The following is a 22,138-nucleotide window of genomic DNA, read 5'->3' as shown; positions in this document are numbered from 1 at the left end:
CTCATCGGATTCCGGACGGGACGCTCCGGCGCGATCGTCGGCCCCGCTTGTGACGCGAGAACCGCGAAGCTCCCGGCAGTGACCTCTGTGGCTGCCGGGAGCTTCGCGTGTCTGCCCACCTGTCATGGATCGGGGTGAGGGCGCGTGTGTCGGAGGTTCCTCAGTTGCGGGCCCCGGCAGGCTGTCCGCAGGCGCCGGTGTTCCTGGCCCGTCCCGTGCGGAGCCGTTGGGCGGCGAGCGCGAGGGCGCTGAAGGCGATGACGGCCGCGCTGTAGACGACCGAGGTCTCGCGCAGGCCGACGTTCGTGGTGGCGATCCCCGCGACCACGGCCGGGACGCTGAAGGCCAGGTAGGAGATGACGAACGCGACCGCGAACAGTTCGCCCCGCTCGGCCGGCCCGGCGATCCGGGCCAGTGTGCCGAAGCCGGCCAGGGCCGAGCCGCCGAAGCCGATTCCGGCGATGGCGGTGCCGGCTGCGGCCATGGTGAGCGAGTTCGCCTCCACACCGCCCAGACCCACTGCCGTGCCGAGGAGCAGCAAGGTGGCCGAAAGGGCGAGCGTGCGCTCGGTGGGCCAGCCGCGCAACGCGAACGCCGTGATCGAGGCGGGCGCGCAGAGCAGGGTGACCACGAGGCCGCCGACGACATGGCTGGACAGGCCGAACAGGTTGGCGGCCACTGACGGACCGAGCGAGAGATACAGTCCGCCCAGTGCCCAGCTCGCCACCAGGATCGGCACGAGTGCTATCAGGTCCGTGCGCAGGCGCGGAGCAACGCCGAGGCGCGGCTGAAGCGACCGTACGACGCCGGGCCGGCGCTGTGCCGTCTCGGGCATGAGGGCGATGAGCAGACCGGCGAGGGCCAGAGCCGCGAGCAGCAGACCGTAGACCAATCGGGTCGGGTGCGGCCCGTACTGCGCAAGGACGCCGCAGCCCAGTGCACCGAGGCCGAGCCCGAACGTCGGGGCCGCACCGGTGATGACGCCGGCGCGGTGCGGCGCGTGGGGCGGGTTGAGATCGACCAGGGTCGCGCCGAGTGTCGTCATGGCCGCGCCGGTGGCGACGCCCTGGACGAAGCGGGCCGTCAGAAGGATCGAGACGTCGTCGGCGGCGATGAACAGTGCCATCGCCACCGCTTCGAGGGCGATGGCCGAGGCCAGGACCGGTCGGCGGCCGATGTGATCGGACAGTGCGCCGAGCACGAGGAGTGCCCCGATCATTCCGACGACGTACACCGCGAAAACGGTGGTCAGCGTGGTTGCCGAGAAGCTCCATTCGTGCTGGTAGATGACGTAGAGCGGCGACGGCGCGCTGGACGCGGCCATGAAGAGGACGAAGACGGCCGCGATGGAGGCGAAGGCCATCGGCCGGCTCAGCCCGCGCCGCACACGACCGGACGGTGGGCCACTCGGGGCTGAGGTTGACGGGACCTTCTTGTAGGACGTGGGTGCGTCAGACATGCGCTCTCTCCGAAAGCAGTGATCACTGCGTTAGTAGTCCTACCCTAACGCAGTGATCAGTGCGATAATTTCCGCATGACCGAAGCAACAGTCCAGCCCCGTCCCGGCGGCCGCTCCGCGCGGGTGCGCGCGGCCGTTCACCGCGCGGTCGGGGAGCTGCTCGCCGAAGAGCCCGCCGAGGCGCTGACCATTCCCGCCATCGCGGCGCGCGCCGGCGTGCACGCGACCACGGTGTACCGGCGGTGGGGTTCAGTGGCGCAGCTCCTGGCCGACGTCGCCACCAGTCGGTTCAGTGGCGATGTCGTGGTGCCGGACACCGGCTCTCTGGTGGGTGACCTGGAGCGGTGGACGGGCGATGTCGCCACCGACCTCGCCGATCCCGACGTCCTCGCCCTGATGCGGGCGACGATCGGCTCGGGTCCGGAGGGCGGCAGCGCCTGCACGGCTGACCGACACGCTCAGCTCGGGGCGATCATCGAGCGGGAGCGAGCTCGAGGAGGCAAGGTGCCGAGCGTGGAGCGGGCCGTCGACGGACTGCTCGGTCCGCTGTACTACCGCGCGATCTTCAGCGGGGAGCCCGCGTCCGGAGAGTGGGCGCGGGGCCTGGTCGCGCCGTTGCTCGCGGCGGTCTAGGTCATCGCGTCGGGCGCCCCTGGGCCGTTGTCGCGGGCGCCCATGGAAAGGTCATGGCTCGCGGTGCTCGTGGGCCGCCGATTCCAGCGCCGCGGCCTCCGCCTCGGCCAGACGGGTCTCGGCATCGACGTCGATCGAACGGGTGAGCAGCCAGTAGAGCACCGCGGAGACGGGCAGCCCGATGAACAAGGCGATGTCCGCACCGCCGAGCGCGTGGGCGGCGGGTCCGACGTAGAGGGTGCCGACGGAGAAGAAGGGCACCATGACGGCGAAGCCGACCAGGTAGGCGATGATGCCGTGCCAGCCCCAGCGGCCGTAGATGCCGTGCGGGTTGAAGATCTCGGCGACCGCGTAGTGGCCGCGGCGCACCACGTAGTAGTCCATGAGGTTCACGGCGGTCCACGGAATGAACAGGTAGAGCACCAACAGCAGGAAGTTGTTGAAGTTCTCAAGGAAGTGGGAGGTGGAGGCCAGTGCCCCCACCACGGAGAGCGCCGCGGTGAGGCCGATCGTCACGAGCCGTACGCCGACGGTCGGCCGCACTCTCTTGAACGAGTCGATCGCGCTGATGAGCGTGAGGGATCCGCCGTACATGTTCAGGGCGGTCACCGAGATCAGACCGAGGGCGGAGAACAGCAGGACGATCGCGCCGAAGCCGCTGAAGACCTTGTCGCCCGCCGCGTTGATCGAGCGGACGGTCTCGAAGTCCTTGCCCGCCCATGCGGCGAGCAGAGCCCCGAGACACATCAGCCAGATGCCGCCGAGCGCCGACCCGAAGTACGTCCAGTAGAAGGTCTTGCGGACGGTCACGTCCGGCGGGAGGTAGCGGGAGTAGTCCGAGACGTAGATGGCCCAGCTGATCTGGTATCCGGCGACCACGCCGAACTGCGCGAGGAACGGGGTCCACTGGAAGCCGCCGAGGTCGAAGGAGCCCGGGGGGTAGTGCAGGGTGAGAAGGATGCCCACGGTGAAGATCCCGAAGACGACCAGGAAGGTGTAGGTGAGGACCCGTTCGGCGCGGTGGATGACGTCGTAGCCCACCAGCGCGATGACGAACCCGACGAGTGTGACCACGACGACCCACAGCTTGACGCCGCCGTGCAGTGTGGTGTGCAGGGCCTCGCCGGCCAGGATCGTGTTGAAGATGTTGAACCCCGCGTACTGCACATAGGCGAACAGCCAGACGAGCAGGGCCCCGACGTAGCCGAACTGCGGCCGTGACTGGATCATCTGCGGCAGTCCCAGCTGCGGGCCCTGCGCGGAGTGGAAGGCCATGAAGAACGTGCCGAGGATGGTGCCCGCGGCGATCGCGATCAGCGACCAGATGAGGTTGCCGCCCTCGGTGATGCTGATCAGCCCTACCGCCAGGGTGGCGATCTGCGCGTTGGACATGAACCACAGAGGCCCCAGGTGCCAGAGCTTTCCGTGCCGCTCGTCCAGAGGGACGTAGTCGATGGAGCGGATTTCCAGACCCGATACCCGTGGCTGCGACGATGTGGTCACGAGCGCCTCCTTTGAGCGGGTGCATCATGTGATGAGAAGGTTAACCGCCTGTGATCACATTCATCCTCTTGTCGTACCGGCTACGGAGGGCCGTACCGATCAGTATGTCCGACCGGTACGCAGTGCAATCCCAGGTGTGCCACGCCACTGAAAGGATGAAAACGGCCCCCGCCGGGCTGCTCCGGCGACGCGCCCCGGACCCGGGGAACCGTCGGAAGGGACCGGGGCGTCCGGGTGTCCTGCCCTGGGGTGCCGTCGTCTCGGCGGCGACCGCCCTCGTTGGAGCGAGACGCCGGGGCCGGACGTGAACATCGCCACCACGGGCGCTGACGCCGTCGACGGCGGGGACCTCTGATCGGCGACAACATCGACCAGAACACCCAGAGCCTCCCGGGAGCGGGCGGGGTCGATCGAAGTCGAGATCAACTGCGAGGTCTGACCACCCCGCCCAGGAAGCCAGGTCCAGGGACGCGCTCAGCACAGGGCGGCGAACGGACCGACGAGTCGAAACCCCTTTCCTGGAGTCGTGTTGAGGTTTCGACGGAGCCGCTGGGGGCTGGGCTCGCTCAACAGGCCCTGGCTAAGCGCTGGTTGGCCAATGCTCTGGTCCGGGCTGTAGAGGTCAGTCCTTCGCGCGCCGAGCGGAATGATCGAACGCGAGTGAGGGCTGCTCGGGTTCGGGCCTGCGGTCGCGCCGTGCGTCGTGCTGGTCGAGGAGGGTCAGCAAACCCTCCACGCTCAACCCGGCCTCCGCCGGGTGCCGGAGGATGGTCCCCGGTTCGATGTGGTAGACGTTGGAGCGGCCCTGGCGGGTGTGGGTGAGATAGCCGTCCTCCTCCAGATCGGAAATGATCTTCTGGACGGCGCGCTCGGTGAGTCTGCACCGTGCGGCGATGTCGCGGATACGGGTTCCCTGATCCCTGGAGATGGCGGCCAGCACCCGGGCGTGGTTGGTGAGAAAGGTCCAGCCGGAATGTCCCTGCGGTACGTCACCCATGTCTCGAGGATACGGCTCAGCATTCGCGTATTCAAAAGGGTGAAAGAAAGTTCCTGTATCTCTTGACGTGTGAGGATCCGAAGGCTGAGGCTTGGAGTAGTGAGATAGGCGGATGCCTCAGGAGCGACTGCCATGCACGAACGTCCACTCCCTGTCCAGGTCGGCACGGCCGCCGCGGTCTCCGGTGACATCGACACCGAGCACCCACTCCAGCGCTCCCTGCGCCAAGCCCTCCCGCGGCCGATCGGCGGTCCGCCGACGGCCGTGACGGGCATCCCGGCAAGTACGACAGAGCGCACAAGGAGGATGGGTTGAGCGACGACGCCGAGCAGGACCTGCGCACCGAAGTCGTCCAGCTCAAACGGGCCATGCAGACCCGGCCGGTCATCGATCTGGCCCGGGGAGTCCTGATGGCCTCGTTCGGCCTGAGCGCCGACGACGCCTGGAATGTATTGGTCGAGGTGTCCCAGCACACCAACACCAAGGTCCACCATGTCGCCGAAGACCTGGTCGGCGCCGTCAACGGAGATCCGCTTCCCGACCTTCTCCGGCAACGGGTCTCCGCGGCGGTCGCCGAGGTCCTCGGTCCCCATGCCCCCAACCATCCGACCGCCGAGTGGCGCTCTCTCGCCGACCGGAGCTCACAGCCGGACGGTGAGAGAAGCGCGCTGCCGGTGTCCGACCAACGTCGCGATCTGTCGGCGGACCCGCTCTGATCCCTGGCCTCCGGCCTTACCGCCCGCACCCGCCCTTCCTGCTGACGCTCACGTCCCTCTCGCCGAACTCGCCGAAGCCCCGTCACGCACGCTTGCGGCCGACGCCCGCGTAGACCCAGTACTCCGACGGGTTCTCCGGGATGTGGTCGTCCGGGTCCGGGCGCCACAGGGGTACGTAGACCAGGTCGGGCTCCACCAGGTCGAAGCCGCCGAAGAGATCGCGGATCTCGCCGCGGGAGCGGGCGGTGACCGGGGAGGTGGCCTTGGACCGGTACAGCTGCCCCACGGCGGCGGCCGTGTCCGGGCGATCCTGGTTCGTCGCGTGTGTGAGCGCCAGCCAGCTTCCCTCGGGCAGGGCGTCCCGGAACGCGGCCACGATGCCGGCGGGGTTCTCCTCGGGCGTGATGAAGTGCAGGATCGTGATCATCAGTACCGCGACGGGCTGCCCGAAGTCGATGAGCTTCTGTACCTGCGGGGACGACAGGATGTCGGCCGGCCGGCGGATGTCGGCGTCGACGATGTCCGCGCCGGGATTGTCGGCGAGCAGGGCAGTGCTGTGGGCCACGGCCACCGGGTCACTGTCCACGTAGACCACCCGGGCGTCCGGGCTGGCCGCCTGTGCCACCTCGTGGACGTTGCCCTGTGTCGGGATGCCCGATCCGAGGTCGATGAACTGCCGTATTCCGGCCTCGACCAGAAAGCGCACGGCCCGGCCGAGAAAGGCGCGATTGGCCCGCGCCAGCGTGCGCACCTGGGGATCGATCGCCGTGAAGGCCGCCAACGCCTCCCGGTCTATGGGGAAATTGTGCTGCCCGCCGAGCATCGCGTCGTACATCCGGGCAACGCTCGCCTTGTCGGGATCGATCCCCTGCGGGAGACCGTCGTTGTCGGCCAACTCAACTCCCTGTCATGTCCGTGATCTTGACGCCTCATCATATAGTTGCCGACCATGTGTGGCGGGACGATGTCCAGGCCGCACTGCCGGAGTCGAGCCCCACCGGAAAGGCACAACCCTGCGGTACGAAGCGCACTGTCCCACGGACGGCGAACCCGCCACCGCGCGTTCACGCCGTCAGCCGGCCCTTTCCCCCGCGGCGGACGCCATCGGCTCGGAACTCGACCTGGGCCTGACCGGCAGCCATGTCGTCCACGCGCTGACGCCCGGGTTCTGCGACGCGGCCTCCGTCTACCTGCTGGAGCGATGGCTGCTGGAGGAGAAGGCGTACGCCTCCGCGGAACCACCACAGATCGAGGCCCGCCGACTGGCGCTGCGCATCGGAACCGACGCGCCCGAGGACTGGGAGGGGCTGCTGCCGGTCGGCGAGGTCATCGTCTTTCCGCGCGGGACGCCCTACACACGTGCCATCGCCACCCTCAAGACGCAACTGCTCGACACGGTGGACGCCCATACGTCCGCGCGGCTCAGCACCTCCGGTGGCGGCGACGCCCGCATGGACGTCCTCCTGCGCACGGCTTCCTTCCTCGTCGTCCCGCTGCATCTGCGCGGTACCGCCGTCGGATTCATCGCCTGCACGCGCGGCCCGGACGAAGAGCCCTTCCTGGCCGCCGACGCCGAGGCCGTGGAGTCGCTGGCCGCGCGCGCCTGTGTAGCCCTGGACAACGCGCGCCGGTACGAACGCGAACGCCGTACGGCACTGGCCATCCGCCGAAGCCTGCTCCCCGCAACCGAGCAGGTGTTCGAGGGATGCCGTATCGCCCACGGATACCTCCCCGCCGGGCATGACAACATCATCGGCGGTGACTGGTTCGACGTGCTGCCCCGGCCGGGGGGCCGCGTCAGTCTGATCGTCGGGGACGCCATGGGGCACGGTCCGGAATCGGCCGTCGCCATGATCCAGCTGCGCACCGCCGTCCGTACCCTGGCGGGACTGGACATCACACCGGCCGAGCTGATGCGCCGTCTCGACGCACTTGCCTGTGACACACCGGGAGCTTCCTTCGCCACGTGCATGTACGCCGAGTGGGACGCGAGGCGCCGCATCTGCACCTTCGTCGGAGCCGGTCATCCGCCCCCGCTGATCCGCGATCCGGGCGGACGGACCAGGCCGGTCACTCTCACCAGCCCGGGCCTGCCCCTCGGACTCGGCATGGGGACGTACGAACCCACCGTCCTGCACGTGCCCGACCCCGTGCTGCTCCTGCTCTACAGCGACGGCCTGGTCGAGTCCCGCCACACCGACATCGACCAGGGCATCGCCCGTCTCGCCGGCCTTCTTGACACGGACGGCGTCGGCCCCGGCCGCGTCACCGGCCCGGACACCCTGCAGTCCCTGTGCCGGCGGCTGCTTCATGGCACGTCGGCCACCAACGACGGAGCGGACGACCGCACGCTCCTGCTCACCGAACTCGTACCCGCGAAGATCCCACCCCCACCGCAGGAGCCGGAGAGCTCCCCCGATCGCATGCCGTAACCGCGTTAGGAGTTGCGCTGCGGTGGTACACGGAGGGACGAGGGGGGCTCATTGCGGGAGGTTGCAATGCTTGTCCTCGGCATCATTCTGCTCGTCGTCGGTTTCGTCACGGGCCTCAGCATTCTTTGGACGATCGGCGTGATCCTTGTGGTCATCGGACTCATCCTGTGGATCCTCGGGGCTGCCGGACACGCTGTCGGTGGTCGCCGCCACTACTGGTGACTGGGGCCGCGGGCAGGCCCGTGTGCGCCTTACGTCGTGAAGCGGTGAGTGCCGGAGGCGACCCGGTACACCACGCAGCCGTCCTCCGTCCGCAGAAACGTCGCGTGGGTGTGGGTCACCGAGTCCGGATCTTCCCCGGGGACCCACACCTCGGCGGTCGTGTTGGGAGGCACGGTGCACGTCAGGAAGAAGCCGCCGGATCGTTGCCGCCACCGTGTGGAGACCGGGCCGTAGAGGGAGGCGAACGTGGCGCGGGAGGAGGTGACGTCGCCGCCCGGGCGGGGGCGGACGACGATCTCGCGGTACCCGGGCCGGCCCGCCGAGATGCCGGCGACGTTGGTGTACATCCATTCGCCCACCGACCCGTACGCGTAGTGGTTGAAGGAGTTCATGGCCGGGGTCTGGAAGCTGCCGTCGGGCTGGATGGAGTCCCAGCGTTCCCACATCGTGGTGGAGCCCTTGTCGATCGGGTAGCCCCAGCTGGGGAAGGAACGTTGCTGGAGCAGCCGGTGGGCGACGTCCGTGTGGCCGGTGTCGGTGAGAACGGGCAGCAGCCGGGGCGTACCGAGGAAGCCCGTCGAAAGGTGCCAGTCCTTGGTTTCGATGAGCGCGACGAGGCGGTCGGCCGACGCCTTCCGCAGCGTGTCCGGCAGCAGGTTCATCGACAGGGCGAGGACATAGGCCGTCTGCGTGTCACCCTTCACCTTGCCGGCGGCGGTGACGTAGGCATTCTGGAAAGCGGTGCGCACTCGCGCGAAGAGGTCGAGGTAGGGGGCGGAGTCCTTGCCGAGCTCCGTGGCCGTGCGGGCCGCGAGGTCGGCGCTGTGCGCGAAGTACGCGGTGGCGATGACGTCCTTGGGTGTCTCGTCGGAGACGTTCAGCCAGTCGCCGTACCCGCCGGCCGGCCGCAGCAGGTTGTCGCTGTTCTTCTCCAGGTACTTCAGCCAGGCCTGGATGGAGGGCCAGGCATCCTCCAGGACCTGTCGGTCCCCGTACGCCTGGTACAGGGACCAGGGGACCGTCACGCCCGCGTCGCCCCATCCGGCGACACCGTTGCCGACCGTGCCGACCATGGGTGCCACATCCGTGAAGGCGCCCTCGGGAGTCTGCGCGTCGCGCAGGTCCACGAGCCACTTGGTGAGGAAGCGGGCCGATTCCATCGTGTACGCGGCCGTGGGCGCGAAGACGTTGATGTCGCCCGTCCACCCCAGGCGCTCGTCGCGCGCGGGTGTGTCCGTCGGCACGGACAGGAAGTTGCCGCGCTGCCCCCAAGTGATGTTGCTGTGCAGCTTGTTGAGCATCGGAACGTCGGTCTCGAAGTCGAGGGTGAAGGGTGCGGAGGTGTGCATCACGCGGCCGGTCACGGCGTGCGCCGGGGGAGTGCCGGGAAACCCGGTCACCTCGACGTAGCGGAATCCGTGGAAGGTGAAGCGCGGCTCGTACGTCTCCTCGCCGCCGCCCCTGAGGGTGTACGTGTCGGTGGCCGCGGCGGTGCGCAGATTCGCGGTGTAGAGGGTGCCGTCCGGGTTGAGCACCTCGGCGTGCCTCAGTCGCACGGTCGTTCCCGCCTCGCCCGCGACGCGTAGCCGTACCGATCCGACCATGTTCTGGCCGAGGTCGAAGACGAAGACGCCCGGCGCGGGTTCGGTCACCGTCCTTGCCGTGAGTTCCTCGGCCACGCGGACCGGGCCGTCCACCTGCGCGACGATCAGGTCGGGAGCGGCGTCGCCGGCGGCGCGGACGTCGAGCCAGGTACGGTCGTCGAAGCCGGGTGAGGTCCAGCCGGAGGTCTCCTTGCGCGCGTCGTACGTCTCGCCGTTCAGGAGGTCGGCGGAGACGATCGGTCCGGATGCGGCCCGCCAGTCCGTGCCCGAGGCGATGCGCTCACTCGTCCCGTCGGCGTACTCGACCTCCAACTGAGCCAGCAAGGCGGGGCGTTCGCCGTACTGATGGGGTCCGAACATCCCGACGTTGCCCGCGTACCAGCCCGGAGCCACGTACGCGCCGATGGCGTTGGCGCCGGGCCGCAGGAGCGTGGTGACGTCGTACGTCTGGTACTGGACGCGTTCGCGGTAGTCCGTCCAGCCGGGAGCGAGCTGATCGCGGCCCACGCGGCGGCCGTTGAGGTGGGCCTCGTACAGGCCGAGAGCCGTGGCGTACAGGCGGGCGCGGGACACCTTCTTGCCCGGGAGCCTGAACTCGTGGCGCAGCTGGTTGGCCGCGTACGACGCCGGGACGACCCGGCCCCAAGGTCCGGCTCCCCAGACGGCAGCCTCCTTCGCCGCCGGCCAGCCGCTGTCGTCGAAGTCCGTCACGCGCCAGTCGGTGGCGGGCTCCTTGTTCGTCGACCTCCAGGAGTCGTCGGTGACGATCCGCTGTTCGCCGGTCGCCGTGTGCAGGACGAGGACGGCGACCAGACCGGCGGGTCCCTCGGTCGCGTTGGTCGCCGAGACCGCGAGGACGTTCTTCCCGGAACGCAGCGGAGCGAGGACGTCGATGACGGCCGGCCGGCGCCAGCCCTCGTTGTCCGTCGCCAGGTCCGTATGGGCCACCTCGGTGCCGTTCACGGAAACGGCGTACACGTTGTCTGCGGTGATGGCCAGGGTCGCCGCCGTGACGCCGTCCGGGAGATCGAGGGCGCGACGGAACCAACGGGTGCCCGCGGGCGCGCTGTTGGCCGGTTCGCCCTCGGGGAACCAGATCCACGCGCTGCCCTCCAGCGATGGTGCGTCGGTGAGAGCCGGAGGAGCCGAGACCCACTCCGCCGACCACTGCGCGGCGTCCATGAGGCCCGTCTCCCACCATGCCGCCGCGCTCCAGGCGGAGGCGTCGCCCTTGGCGTCCCAGACGCGTACGGACCAGAAGTAGCGCGTCCGCGGCTTCAGTCGGGGGCCCGCGTACGGGACGAGTACGGACTCACCGGAGGTGACCTTCCCGCTGTCCCAGACGTCCGGGTGCGGGAGGCCCGACGCACGGGAGGCGACACGGATCTGATAGGCGCTCTGGCGTACCCCCGGTTCGTCCGAGGCCATCGGCCAGCTCAGCCGCGGGCGTTGCGTGTCGAGGCCCAGGGGGTGCTGAACGTACTCGACGGTGGGTGTGGTGATGCGCAGGGCGCCGCGTGGTGCGCCCGCTCGGGCTGGTGCGGACGCCGTCGCGGCCAGTGCTGATCCGGTGTCGGTGACGGCTGCGGCCGTTGTGGCCGCCGATGCCGCCAGGAAGTTCCTCCTGCTGATCACTGGAGCCCCTCACGTAGAAGCGATGAATCGATTCACGGCGGTGAACGTAGGGGCGTGCGGGATGGAGGTCAATGAGTGTGCGGGATTTTGTTGCCGAGTTGCGAGGAGGGCATGCGCTTTCGGTGGACACTGACGCGTCCGCGGCGGGGGCGATTGAACGGTTTCAATCGCCCCGTGTGCTCAGGTTGAACTGACGAGAGGTTCCAAGGAGTCGGCGAGAACGGGGGCGAGGGCCGCGGCGTAAGCCTCGGAGAGGTGGCTTTCGTCGCGGTAGACGGCGGTGTTGCCGACGACGACGGGGCAGATGCCCGTGCGGATGGCGCAGACCCAGGGGCGTGGGTCGATGACCGCGGCGCCGGTCGCGCCGGCCGCGTTGCGGACGGCGGTCTGTCGGGTCGCATCGTGGATCGCGTCCGGCAGGTGGTTCGCGCAGGCGTGCAGTTGCAGGGAGTTGTCGGCCGCGCAGTCGACCGGGTCGCCCTTGGGCCACGGGGTGTCGAGCAGGGCGGCGACGTGGGCGCCGGAGGTGCCGAGGTCCCGGAAGGTGTCCTCGAAGCCGGCGGTCCACTGCCGCAGGGTGTCGTCGGCGGGCCGCGCGGGGTCGCCCGCGTCCGAGGAGGAGACGACCACCAGGGCAGGGTGAAGGGCGTTGATCCTCGCTACGGCGTTGGAACGCCAGGTGTCGCAGGCCGTGTACGGCTTGTGGCGGTTGATGATGGTCACGCCGGCGGTCTTGCAGGAGGCCTTCGTCAGCGAGACCAGCTTCCACCCGCGCTCGGTCGCGAGGCCCAGCAGAGCCGGGAACCACTGGGCCGCGTGGGAGTCGCCGAAGAGTACGACGGTGCGGGAGGACGCGCGGTTGCCGTAGACGCATGGCGGATTCCGTGTGCTGTCGTAGTCGACGTGGCAGCCGTCCCGGTAGACCGCCGACCGGGAGGACTTCACCTTCGGCAGGGCCGGGGTGAGGTTGTTCGGCAGGCTGCCGGAGGACGCCGCCAGGAGCTCGGCCAGCCGCGCCTGCGGGTCCGGCGCGCCGGCCAGCTCCTCCGCAAGTACGGGCGCGGGCCCGCCGACTTCGATCGTCGGCGGGACCGCCGCCGCCGTCAGCGCCAGCACCGTGGCCCCCGCCGACAGCCCGACGCCGAGTGCCAGGGCCCGGCTCGGCCGTCCCCGGAACGCCCGGTGGAAGCGGACCGGGTTCTCGACGAGGCGCAGCGTCAGCCAGGCCAGGCCCAGCGCGACCGCGCACAGCCCGAGCGCGAGCGGCACCTCGGCGGTGCCGTCCGTACGGCCCAGCGCCACCGGGGCCACGACCAGCAGCGGCCAGTGCCACAGGTACCAGCCGTACGAGAGCCCGCCCAGCCACACCAGAGGCCGCCGCCCGAGCAGCCACCCCGCGCCGCGCCAGGCGGGTGCGCAGCCGCCGGCCAGGACGAGCGCGGCGCCGAGGACCGGCAGGAGTGCGTGGTAGCCCGGGAAGGGCGTCGCGTCGTCGTACCAGACCGCCGCCAGCGCGACGCAGGCCAGGCCGAGCCAGGTCAGCGGCGCCGCGAGCGCGGCGGGCAGCCGTTCGAGCCGGGCCGTGGCCAGCGCCGGCAGCGCGCCGACGCCGAGCTCCCAGCCCCGGGTGGGGGAGCCGAAGTACGCCCAGGGCGCCGAAGAGTTCGTCACCAGGACACCGACCACGAACGACCCCAGGCACAGCGCCCCGAGCACCAGAGCGATCAGTCGGCGCCGGCCGCGGGCGGCCCGCCGGCTGAGCAGCAGGAGCAGCGGCCACACCAGGTAGAACTGCTCCTCCACGGCGAGCGACCAGAAGTGCTGGAACGGCGAAGGCGGACTGTTCTGGGCGAGATAGTCCGTACCGGCCGCCGCCAGCCGGAAGTTGACCGCGTACAGCGCGCTGCCGAGGGCGTCGCCCGCGTACTCGGCGAGCCGCGCCTTCGACAGGAACAGCCATGACCCGGCCAGCGTGACCGCGATGACCAGGGACGACGCGGGCAGTAGCCGCAGCGCCCGGCGGGCGTAGAAGGTGCGGACCGACAAGCGACCGGTGGTGGCGAGTTCGCGCAGCAGCAGGGACGTGATGAGGAAGCCGGAGATCACGAAGAAGACGTCGACCCCGACGTATCCGCCGCTGACCTGTGGCACTCCGGCGTGGGAGAGCACCACGAGCGTGACGGCCACCGCGCGCAGCCCCTGGATGTCCAACCTCAACGAGTGCCGTCCAGGTGGTGCGGTTCCGCCGCCCGCTGGGATGGTACGGAGCTCGGCGGGCGTGGTGCTCGACATCAGGCGCAACTCCTTGGAGGACTGTCATGGATTGATCCCGTACTGTCCGGCCGCCGCTCGGAGTTCGGGTGAACAACGCCTCAACTTCACGGGAATCCCCGGCGTTCTCGTGCGGATCTCGCTGGTCGGAGGGTTGACCTGCGGATATCAGCTGTCAAATGGGGGGAGGGAAGGTAATCCGTTCGAGCATCGTGGTCCGCCACCCGTCCGTGCGTGCACAGCCGCTGGGTGAGGCGCTGGGCGGCGCAGACACCGCTGGTGTCCGCCACCGCGTATCCTCGACCGGCCGGACGACACGATCTGACCCCTTGCGCGTCACGCGGAACGCTCGGCTGGCGCACCTGTGGGCGGGAGGCGCGGCCGGGCGCGCGCCTCCACTCACGCGAACCCACCGAATATCATTCCCGGGGGCCGCGACCGGCCGAGGACCGAGGAGGCCCCGTGGCCCGGCGCACAGAACGCGCGGACGCCCTGCGCAACCGAGAAGCCGTCCTGGCCGCCGCCGACGCCCTCTTCGCGGACAGCAACAGCCTCGCAGCGTGTCGATGGACGACATCGCCGAGGCCGCGGGTGTGGGCAAGGCCACCCTCTTCCGCCGCTTCGGCGACCGCGCCGGGCTGATCGGCGCCGTGATCGACTCCCGCCTCGAACCGCTGCGGCAAGCCGTGCGGCAAGCGCAGGACGCGGGGCTCAGCAGCCCCTATCAGGCCGAGCACTACGGCCGGTGGCACGAAATCCTCCGGCACTGGATCAGGTGTCCGGCGTCCACCACGCGGATTTCACCGCCCACGCTCCGCCGGCCGTCATCCGCGCCGACCTCGTGGCACACCTGATCGACGATCAGAAGACGACGTCCGAAGGCCTGCGCTCCTCGCTCGCGACGTACATCGACAACGGCCTCGGCAGCGTCCCGATCCAGCCGGCACGTGCAAGGACGCGTGAGCGACACGAGCGGTGTTCACACTGTGTCAGCGGCGTCATTGGGCCCTGCGGGATCGTCGTAATCCGCGCTTGAGGCGTACCTCGGGTGTCTCCTTGGGGTGGGCATTCGGCGGTCCGAGGCACTGGCACTGCTCACCGTGAGTGAGAACCGGCGGGTGGTCCCTGTGATGCACAGGCTCATCGGACCTGGCCGAGTGGCCGTCTGCGGTGTTCGTCGCCGGCGGCACCGGGGCCCGTGCGGTCGTCGGCTCGGGCGCGGTGCGGCCTTGGATCAGTGACGCGGCCGCGGCTACCAAGGACATCGCGATGGCGAGGGCGAAGACCACGACCAGGCCGTGGTGGAAGGGGCCGGATATGAGATGCGGGAAGAACTCGCGCCCGGTCACGGTACGCGCGTTGGCCGGCGACAGTTGCGCGAGCAGGTGGGGGCCGAGCAGCTGTCTGATGGGGTTGTAGCCGAGGAAGGCGGCGAAGAGCGTGCCGACCGGGGGCAGGGCGGCGGCTGCGTGTGCGGGGCCGGTCGGCACGCCCTGGGAGGTCAGCCCGGACGCGAGGGTGTGCGGCAGGGATCCGGCGAGCCCGGCGATCATGAGAGAGAAGAAGACACCGATGGACAGCACCATCCCGGCGTTCTGGAAGGTGGCCCGCATGCCGGAGGCCGCCCCTCGGGCCTCGGGCGGCACGTTCGACATGATGATGGAGGTGTTCGGTGCCGCGAACAGGCCGCCGCCCAGTCCGTTGAGGAAGACAAGGCAGGCGAAGAGCGGATAGCCGAAGCCCGTCGGCAGTACCAGTAGCCCGGCGAACGAGACCGCCATCACGATGAACCCGGAGACCGCGAACGGCCGTGCCCCGAACCGGTCCGACAGGTGCCCGGCCACCGGCCCGGCGACCAGGAACCCAACGGTCAGCGGGAGCAGGTAGATACCGGCCCACAGCGGGGTGTTGGCGTAGTCGTACCCGTGCAGCGGCAGCCAGATCCCCTGCAGCCAGATGATCAGCATGAACTGAAGGCCGCCGCGGGCGATGGAGCCGAGCAGCGTGGCCGCGTTGCCGCCCGCGAAGGCCGCGTTGCGGAAGAGCCGCAGAGGGAACATCGGGTCGTCCGACCGGGTTTCGACCAGCCAGAAGACGGTGAGTACGGCGATTCCGCCGGTCAGCCCGGCGAGCACCAAGGGATTCGTCCAGCCCATGGTGTGTCCGCCGTACGGCTGAATCCCGTAGGTGATCGCGGCGAGCAGGGCGGTCAGCCCGACGGCGAAGGTGATGTTGCCCCACCAGTCGATGCGGGCGGGCTTGCGTATGCCGGCTTCGTGCAGTGAGCGGTAGGCCCAGACCGTGCCGGCGAGCCCGATGGGCACGTTGACCCAGAAGACCGACCGCCAGTCCCACTCCGCCAGCAGCCCGCCGAGCACCAGCCCGATGAACGAACCCGCGATGCCGGCGACCATGTTGACGCCGAGCGCCATGCCGCGTTGCCGCGCCGGGAAGGCGTCGGTGATGATCGCGGCGGAGTTGGCCATGAGCATCGCGCCGCCGACGGCCTGGATCACCCGCCAGCCGATCAGCCAGAGGGCGCCGGGGCCACCGTGAAGCGGGTCCAGGGAGAGCACCACCGAGGTGACGGTGAAGATGAGGAACCCTGCGTTGTAGATCCGTACGCGGCCCCAGATGTCGCCGAGGCGGCCGAGGGTGACCACCAGCACAGCCATGATCAGCATGTAACCCATCAGCATCCACAGCAGATAACTGACATTGCCGGGCTGCAAGGGTTCCAGACGGATGCCGTTGAAGATGGCGGGCAGCGAGATCAGCACGATCGAGGCGTTGACCGTCGCGATGAGCGTGCCGAGAGTGGTGTTGGAGAGCGCCACCCACTTGTAGTGCGGATGGTCCACCGCGATGTGGCGGGTGTGTCTCGGCGCGGGCTGCCGGACTCGGCCCACGTCGTCCCGGGCGAGCGTCAAGTGCCGCCTCTTCTTCGGCATGGACTGCTTCACGGCTGACCTCGGCTCGTCATGACGACGCCGCCATGTGCCCGTCGGCGGCGGCCACGGCCGCTTCGTACGGGTGGGGAGGCCAGGGTGCGTGGCCGACGACGAGTGCGCGCGCTGAGCGCAGCGCGCGCGGGCTGTTCCAACCGAGCACGCCGACGACCACGCCGTGGTGGCCGTAGGCGGCTACGAACCTGCGGTCGGCCGGGTCGCCCTGCAGTACGGTGACATCCGCGCCCGGAGGGATGATGCCGTGCACCTGGATACGGGCGTCGTACTGGTCGGTCCAGAAGTACGGTACGGGGGTGTAGGGCTGGTCGTCGCCGAGGAGGTTGCCGGCGACGGTCACGGCCTGTTGCGTGGCATTGAGCCGGTGTTCCAGTCGCATCTTGGTGCCGAAGTGCTGGTTGGGCCAGCCGGCCACATCGCCGACGGCGTAGATCCCGGGCGCCGCCCGGCACTTCGCGTCGCAGTCCACCCCGTTGCCGAGGGACAGGCCGGAGCCGGCCAGCCAGCCGACCGTCGGCGCGGCGCCGATGGCCACGACGACCACATCCGCGTGGAGCACCGAGCCGTCGGTCAGTTCGACTCCGACCACCCGGCCCTCGGCGTCGAGAAGCCGGCGTACGCCCCGACCGCAGCGCAGCGAGGTGCCGTGGTCGGCGTGCAACTGCGCGATCAGGGCGCCGATCCGGTCACCGAGCTGCTGGTGCAGGGGCACCGGGAGGGGATCGACCAGGGTCACCTTCAGGCCCATCGTGCGGGCGGTCGCGGCCACCTCGGAGCCGAGGAAGCCGGCGCCGACCACAACCACTTCGGGCTGTGCGACCAACTGGGTGCGCAGGGCAAGCGCGTCGTCCAGGGTGCGCAGAACGTGGACACCGGCCGGAGCGGAGCGGGCAAGGCGGCGTGGAGCCGCCCCCGTGGCGATGACCAGGCCGTCGAAGCCGATCCGCTCGCCGTCGGCCAGCACGACCTGACGGCCGGTCATGTCCAGTGCCACGGCGGTGTGGTTGAGCATCAGGGTGAGGCCGAGCGCTGCCAGCGCGTTCTGGTCGCGCAGGAAGACGCGTTCCGGTGGCCAGACGCCGGAGAGGACCTGCTTGGACAGCGGCGGCCGGTCGTACGGGATGTGGGGCTCGTCCCCGATGAGGGTCAGCGCGCCGTCGTAGCCCCGGTTGCGCAGGGATTCGGCCGCGGACAGTCCGGCGGCCGAGGCCCCGACGATGACAATGCTGGGGAGCGTCATGACGGGGCCATCACGCCGGAGGGCCGGTCCGCTCGGGGCGGGACACGGTGGCGACGAACATCGGAATGCCTCCTCTGATTCTCCCGAAGGGCGGCCGGCCCGGCCCTTCTGGGTCCGACAGCGGCAGGAATCGGGCCCGGGTCAGGATTCCGTGACGGTGATGGCCCACGAGGGGCAGTTCGCGGCGGCCTCGCGGGCGGCCTCGCGCAGCTCGGGTGGCGGATCGTCGTTGCGCAGAATGACGATGCCGTCTTCTTCGCGCTGGTCGAAGACCTCCGGTACGGCGAGCACGCACAGTCCTGACGCGATGCATTTGTCCTGGTCGACGCTGATGCGCATGACGACCTCCTGGGTGGGTTCCGGTGATCCGGTGGGCTGGCCGTTCGACGGAAGAGGGCCTCACCAGGTCACGGGGAGTCTGTAGACGCCGTAGATCAGTCCGTCGTACTTGAACGGCACCTGATCGAGGTCCACGGCGAGGCGCAGAGTGGGGATGCGCCGGTAGAGGGTGGCGTAGACGACCTGGAGTTCCACTCTGGCCAGTGGCTGGCCGAGGCACTGGTGCACCCCGAAGCCGAAGGCGAGGTGTTGGCGGGTGCCGCGGTCGATGTCCAGCCGATCGGGATCGGGGAAGACCGACGTGTCCCGGTTGGCCGCATCGTTCGCCAGGACCACGCCGTCACCGGCGCGGATGACCACTTCCCCGAAGTCGATGTCGGCGAGTGCCACCCGGCGCCGTCCGGTGTGGACGATGGACAGGTAGCGCAGCAGCTCTTCGACCGCACTGGCGATCAGCTTGGGGTCGTCGGTTTCTCGGAGCGCCGCAAGCTGGTCGGGGTGTCGCAGCAGTGCCAGCGTGCCCAGCGCGATCATGTTCGCGGTTGTTTCATGCCCGGCTGTCAGCAACAGGGTGCCCATGGACGCCGCGTCGCGCGTGGAGATCTCGCCCGTGGCCACCTGCTCGACGGCCAGCTTGGAGAGCAGGTCGTCGCCGGGGTGCGCGAGTTTCTCGGTGACCAGCGCTTCCAGATAGTGCAACAGCTTGTCGATGGCTTCTCCCGACGCCTTCGGCGATGTGTCGCGCTTGACCAGGATCCTGCTGTTGCTCTGGAAGAAGCCGTGGTCGGCATAGGGCACGCCGAGCAGTCCGCAGATCACACGCGAGGGCACCGGGAGGGCGAACTCCTCGACGAGGTCCACCGGCTTGGGTGCTGTCAGCATCGCGTCGATCAACTCGTCGACGATCTGCTGGATCGCCGGCCGCAGGGCCTCGACCTGTTTGATGGCGAACCGAGCGGTCACCATGCGGCGCAGCCGGGCGTGGTCGGGGTCGTCCATGTTGATGAAGGTCGGCGCCCGCCTCCTGCGTTCGACCGCGCCGGCGCTGAGGTGCGGGTAGCCGGGGCGCGTGTTGTCGGAGCTGATGCGGGGGTCGGACAGCAGGGCACGCGCGTCGTCGTAGCGGGTCACCAGCCATGGAGTGCTGCCGTCCCAGAGCCGGACCCGGCTGATCCGGCCTTCGGTCTGCAACGCCCGCAGAGCCGGGGGCGGGTCGAAGGGGCAGCCGGATGCCCGGGCCATCGGATACTCGGGTGTCCCGGCCGAGGCGGCGGCTGTGGGTGCGGTGGCCGTGGCTGCGGGGGCCGCTGGGTGAGTCATGGGTGACACCTCCTCGGGCAACTCGCCGAACGAGTGTTCAGTAAGTCACCAAACACATGTTAGTCGATTCCGGCAATACGGGCAAAAAGTGCTTTTCGTGCCACGGGTAACGCTTGTGGTGGCCGGACTACCGTCCCCGCTGGAGACCTCAACTGCCGTCGAACACCAGCGACAGCAGTTCGTCCACGAGTTCCAGGACCACGGCCTCGGCGTCCCTCCGCGGGTGGCGGGTGTGCGACAGTGTCACGGTCCCGTGTGCGCCGACGAGCAGCATGATGGCCGCCCGCTCGGCCGGCAGCCGCAACCGCGCCCCCGCCTGTTCGCAGGCGGCCAGGGAGGCGGTCAGTTCGCCGATCACCCTCCAGAGCGGAGCTCGGCCTCCCTTGGCGAAACGCACCCCGAACATCACGCGGTAGTGGCCCGGGTTGGCCATCGTGTAGCGGCAGAACGCGTGCAACTGAGCACGTAGCCGACCGAGCGGATCGGTTGCCTCCACGGCGTCCTGAGCCTCGCGCATGAGGTTGATCAGCTGGTCGTACTCATGGTCGAGCACCGCATCGATCAGCTCGGATTTGTCATGGAAATGCCCGTAGATGCTGGCCGGTGCGATGCCGACCTCCCGGGCAACACCCCGCAGCGTGAAGCCGTCCTCGGTGCCGAGCTCGCCGAGGAGCCGACTGGCGCCCTCCAGGATCTCGGTGCGCAGCCGCTCGCCGCACCCCCAGGGATTGCGCGCCCTCCCGTGACCGGCCCCGGCCGGGGACTTCGCGACCTTGCCGGCGTCTTCCCCGGTCATGAGAGCACCCTCTCTCGACTCCCCCGTAGTCACCCATATTGCACCAACTCAAGGCAAAGCGTGGCGAATGGGCGGTTGGGACGGGGTCGGGTGGCCCCTGGATGAGGTGCTTCCGCGGTCGCGACTCTGCTGCGCCCGCGGGCGCCCCGACCGGCGGCGCGCCGACGTGACTGTGCCATGCCCCCTGGGCGTCAACAAGCCCGTCCAACCGCCCGGCGACAAACCCCCGTCCAGCCGCCCGGCGACAAACCACCGACGCCCTGCGGACCCCCGCAGGTCAGGGCAGGGGTGCACGGGTACTCATTTCGGAGAGCGCGCCTGGGCTCGCCGCCGTGCGAAGCGCGATTTCAGCCCGAAGCCTCGTTCAAAAGGGCACGTGCCTTGCGTTCGACCAGGACCGGAACGAAATCGCGCACGGGCCGCTCACTGAAGTCGGCGTGAGCCGCGGCTACAGCCGCTTCGACCTGCTCGGGCGTAGACGTCTTGGCGTAGGCGCTCGTGAGACGTTCGACGACTCCACGGATAGCTTCTTCCTCGCGCGTCTCGACAGCCACGACGTCCCCTGCCCGAAAGATGTTTCCTCGGCTTCCGCCGGAATTGCCACGCGGAAGCGCCATGTCGTGGCGATCATTACACTCGGCCGACGGTGTATCGCGGGAAACCGGCCACGGCTGATGGGCCCGAAGAGCGACGCTCACCAGGGTCAGCAGCAGGTCCATGTCTGTCTCGACTCGAGGCCCATCGTCACCCAATCCGAACCTGGCATCGAACGGACCGCGGTTGCGCCAAGCCTGGCGGTGTCTCCGCGAGGTCCGGCCAACTCGCCAGTTGCGCCATGGCGCGCAAGGCCGACGTCACGTCCCCGTCATCCCCCGCTCACCACGAAGCCATCAGGACTTGGGGAAGCCCCAACTGAGCCGTACCGACTGAATGTCCGGATACCGGTTCGCTGGCCGACGGGGCTTGAACGGCACCACTGACCACCGGCTCTGGCCCTCGACCGGGCATCGAGGTGACGTACGACCGGCCAGGACGACCCGGTAAGGCCGGGTCGGCGCGGCGGCACTGCGAGGGTGCCGGCCACGCTCGTCAGCGTGGGTCTCCCGTGAAGCCCGTGGCCAATCGGCTGAAGCCCTTGATGGATCGGCCCGGGAACATCTCCGGACTCACGCTTCGAGCCAGGAGGTGGTCAGAGCCTGTACGGCCGAGCCGTCGGCGTCGGCCAGCTTGACCGCGGTGAAGCCGGCCGCGGACTCGGAGCTCTGGTAGCGGAACCGGGGCTCGGCGGCGGTCAGTGCGCCCACGACGGTCTGCGCGCACTCCCGGGCCGACTGCGCCGCGGAGAACGCCTGCTGGGTGCGGGCCAGATAGCCGTTGATGACCGACTGGTAGTCCCCGGCTCCGGCGACCAGGGCCTCGACGTCCCGGTCGGCCCGCACGTTCGCGACGAACTCGGTGGCCACCGCGCCGGGCTCGATCACGCTCACCGCGACACCGAGCTTGCCGACGACCGGGGCGAGACTCTCCATCCAGCCCTCTACCGCGAACTTGGCGGCGCAATAAGCCTCGTTGAAGGGCTGACCGACCACGCCTCCGACACTGGTGACCGTGATCAGGCGCCCCTTGGCAGCGCGAAGGTGCGGCAGCGCGGCCTTGGTGACCTGGACGACTCCGAAGAAGTTGACTTCCATGACGTCGCGGACGTCGTCGACGCTCTCCAGCTCGATGGTTCCGAGATGTCCGGCCCCGGCATTGTTGATCAGCGCGTCCAGCCGCCCGTGGTCGGCGATCACACCGTCGACACAGGCCCTGACCGAGTCCGGATCCGTCACGTCGAGCTGTCGGACGTCGGCGTCGGGCAGCCGCTCGAGCAGCGCTGCGGCCTTCTCGGTGTTCCGCATGGTCGCGACGACCTCGTAGCCCGCCTTCGCGGCGAGTACGGCGGTTTCCAGGCCGATGCCGGTCGACGTGCCGGTGACAAGGGCGATCTTCATGACGAACCTCC

Annotated in this window: 19 protein-coding genes; 6 read left to right on the top strand and 13 right to left on the bottom strand. The window is 69.4% G+C overall.

Annotation, left to right across the window (positions count from 1 at the left end; genetic code table 11):
* Window positions 1-160: 160 nt before the first annotated feature.
* A complete protein-coding gene (locus ACIQTP_RS11655) occupies window positions 161-1,363 on the bottom strand; it encodes an MFS transporter (RefSeq protein WP_403398751.1) in 1,203 nt (400 codons plus the stop codon).
* A gap of 171 nt (window positions 1,364-1,534) precedes the next feature.
* Here ACIQTP_RS11655 and ACIQTP_RS11650 point away from each other — a divergent pair, with 171 nt between their 5' ends.
* Window positions 1,535-2,092: a TetR/AcrR family transcriptional regulator gene (locus tag ACIQTP_RS11650; RefSeq protein WP_266937119.1), complete on the top strand. Its 558-nt coding sequence runs from the start codon at window positions 1,535-1,537 to the stop codon at window positions 2,090-2,092.
* Between the two features lie 51 nt (window positions 2,093-2,143).
* Here ACIQTP_RS11650 and ACIQTP_RS11645 read toward each other — a convergent pair whose 3' ends face one another.
* Both ACIQTP_RS11645 and ACIQTP_RS11640 read right to left on the bottom strand, forming a co-directional pair.
* On the bottom strand, window positions 2,144-3,595 hold the full coding sequence (locus ACIQTP_RS11645; RefSeq protein ID WP_403398749.1) for a purine-cytosine permease family protein: 1,452 nt from the start codon (window positions 3,593-3,595) through the stop codon (window positions 2,144-2,146).
* 622 nt (window positions 3,596-4,217) lie between these two features.
* Window positions 4,218-4,592 (bottom strand): helix-turn-helix transcriptional regulator, encoded by a 375-nt coding sequence (locus ACIQTP_RS11640; protein ID WP_403398747.1) that lies wholly within the window; start codon window positions 4,590-4,592, stop codon window positions 4,218-4,220.
* A gap of 132 nt (window positions 4,593-4,724) precedes the next feature.
* On the opposite strand from ACIQTP_RS11640, the gene ACIQTP_RS11635 reads away from it, so the two are divergent.
* Entirely contained in the window at window positions 4,725-4,907 is a 183-nt protein-coding gene (locus ACIQTP_RS11635; protein WP_403398745.1) for a hypothetical protein, read from the top strand.
* Window positions 4,904-5,308 (top strand): ANTAR domain-containing protein, encoded by a 405-nt coding sequence (locus ACIQTP_RS11630; protein WP_403398743.1) that lies wholly within the window; start codon window positions 4,904-4,906, stop codon window positions 5,306-5,308. Before ACIQTP_RS11635 ends, ACIQTP_RS11630 begins: the two co-directional genes overlap by 4 nt.
* A gap of 82 nt (window positions 5,309-5,390) precedes the next feature.
* Here ACIQTP_RS11630 and ACIQTP_RS11625 read toward each other — a convergent pair whose 3' ends face one another.
* A complete protein-coding gene (locus tag ACIQTP_RS11625) occupies window positions 5,391-6,203 on the bottom strand; it encodes an SAM-dependent methyltransferase (protein ID WP_403398741.1) in 813 nt (270 codons plus the stop codon).
* A gap of 58 nt (window positions 6,204-6,261) precedes the next feature.
* Here ACIQTP_RS11625 and ACIQTP_RS11620 point away from each other — a divergent pair, with 58 nt between their 5' ends.
* Together ACIQTP_RS11620 and ACIQTP_RS11615 are read left to right on the top strand one after the other, a co-directional pair.
* Window positions 6,262-7,740, top strand: coding sequence for a PP2C family protein-serine/threonine phosphatase (locus ACIQTP_RS11620; RefSeq protein ID WP_403398739.1), 1,479 nt, complete (start codon window positions 6,262-6,264; stop codon window positions 7,738-7,740).
* A gap of 66 nt (window positions 7,741-7,806) precedes the next feature.
* A complete protein-coding gene (locus ACIQTP_RS11615) occupies window positions 7,807-7,962 on the top strand; it encodes a DUF6131 family protein (RefSeq protein ID WP_099939195.1) in 156 nt (51 codons plus the stop codon).
* 29 nt (window positions 7,963-7,991) lie between these two features.
* Here the strand turns inward: ACIQTP_RS11615 and ACIQTP_RS11610 are convergent, their stop codons facing one another.
* Together ACIQTP_RS11610 and ACIQTP_RS11605 are read right to left on the bottom strand one after the other, a co-directional pair.
* Window positions 7,992-11,201: an alpha-L-rhamnosidase gene (locus ACIQTP_RS11610; RefSeq protein ID WP_403398737.1), complete on the bottom strand. Its 3,210-nt coding sequence runs from the start codon at window positions 11,199-11,201 to the stop codon at window positions 7,992-7,994.
* Between the two features lie 180 nt (window positions 11,202-11,381).
* Entirely contained in the window at window positions 11,382-13,493 is a 2,112-nt protein-coding gene (locus ACIQTP_RS11605; RefSeq protein WP_403398735.1) for an acyltransferase family protein, read from the bottom strand.
* A gap of 545 nt (window positions 13,494-14,038) precedes the next feature.
* Here ACIQTP_RS11605 and ACIQTP_RS11600 point away from each other — a divergent pair.
* On the top strand, window positions 14,039-14,326 hold the full coding sequence (locus ACIQTP_RS11600; protein ID WP_403399105.1) for a TetR/AcrR family transcriptional regulator: 288 nt from the start codon (window positions 14,039-14,041) through the stop codon (window positions 14,324-14,326).
* Between the two features lie 144 nt (window positions 14,327-14,470).
* Here the strand turns inward: ACIQTP_RS11600 and ACIQTP_RS11595 are convergent, their stop codons facing one another.
* The 7 genes from ACIQTP_RS11595 to ACIQTP_RS11565 all read right to left on the bottom strand — a co-directional run bounded on the left by ACIQTP_RS11595 (window position 14,471) and on the right by ACIQTP_RS11565 (window position 22,127).
* Window positions 14,471-16,423, bottom strand: a complete 1,953-nt coding sequence (locus ACIQTP_RS11595; protein WP_403398733.1) for an MFS transporter — start codon at window positions 16,421-16,423, stop codon at window positions 14,471-14,473.
* Between the two features lie 28 nt (window positions 16,424-16,451).
* The gene (locus ACIQTP_RS11590) at window positions 16,452-17,678 is read right to left on the bottom strand and encodes an NAD(P)/FAD-dependent oxidoreductase (RefSeq protein WP_403398731.1); all 1,227 of its coding nucleotides are present in this window, start codon (window positions 17,676-17,678) and stop codon (window positions 16,452-16,454) included.
* Window positions 17,679-17,819: 141 nt separating this feature from the next.
* Entirely contained in the window at window positions 17,820-18,017 is a 198-nt protein-coding gene (locus ACIQTP_RS11585) for a ferredoxin (protein WP_403398730.1), read from the bottom strand.
* A 60-nt stretch (window positions 18,018-18,077) separates the two neighbouring features.
* Complete coding sequence (locus ACIQTP_RS11580; protein ID WP_403399102.1) at window positions 18,078-19,259, bottom strand: cytochrome P450; 1,182 nt, start codon at window positions 19,257-19,259, stop codon at window positions 18,078-18,080.
* A 226-nt stretch (window positions 19,260-19,485) separates the two neighbouring features.
* Window positions 19,486-20,133, bottom strand: a complete 648-nt coding sequence (locus ACIQTP_RS11575; RefSeq protein ID WP_402046696.1) for a TetR/AcrR family transcriptional regulator — start codon at window positions 20,131-20,133, stop codon at window positions 19,486-19,488.
* Window positions 20,134-20,480: 347 nt separating this feature from the next.
* Complete coding sequence (locus ACIQTP_RS11570) at window positions 20,481-20,852, bottom strand: three-helix bundle dimerization domain-containing protein (protein ID WP_403398728.1); 372 nt, start codon at window positions 20,850-20,852, stop codon at window positions 20,481-20,483.
* Between the two features lie 447 nt (window positions 20,853-21,299).
* Window positions 21,300-22,127, bottom strand: a complete 828-nt coding sequence (locus tag ACIQTP_RS11565; protein WP_403398726.1) for an SDR family oxidoreductase — start codon at window positions 22,125-22,127, stop codon at window positions 21,300-21,302.
* Window positions 22,128-22,138 lie beyond the last annotated feature (11 nt).

This window comes from Streptomyces sp. NPDC090798 (assembly GCF_044768965.1).
Taxonomy (GTDB): Bacteria; Actinomycetota; Actinomycetes; order Streptomycetales; family Streptomycetaceae; genus Streptomyces.
Note: the sequence above shows the minus strand (reverse complement) of the source record. Positions and strands in the feature narration are given on the sequence as shown.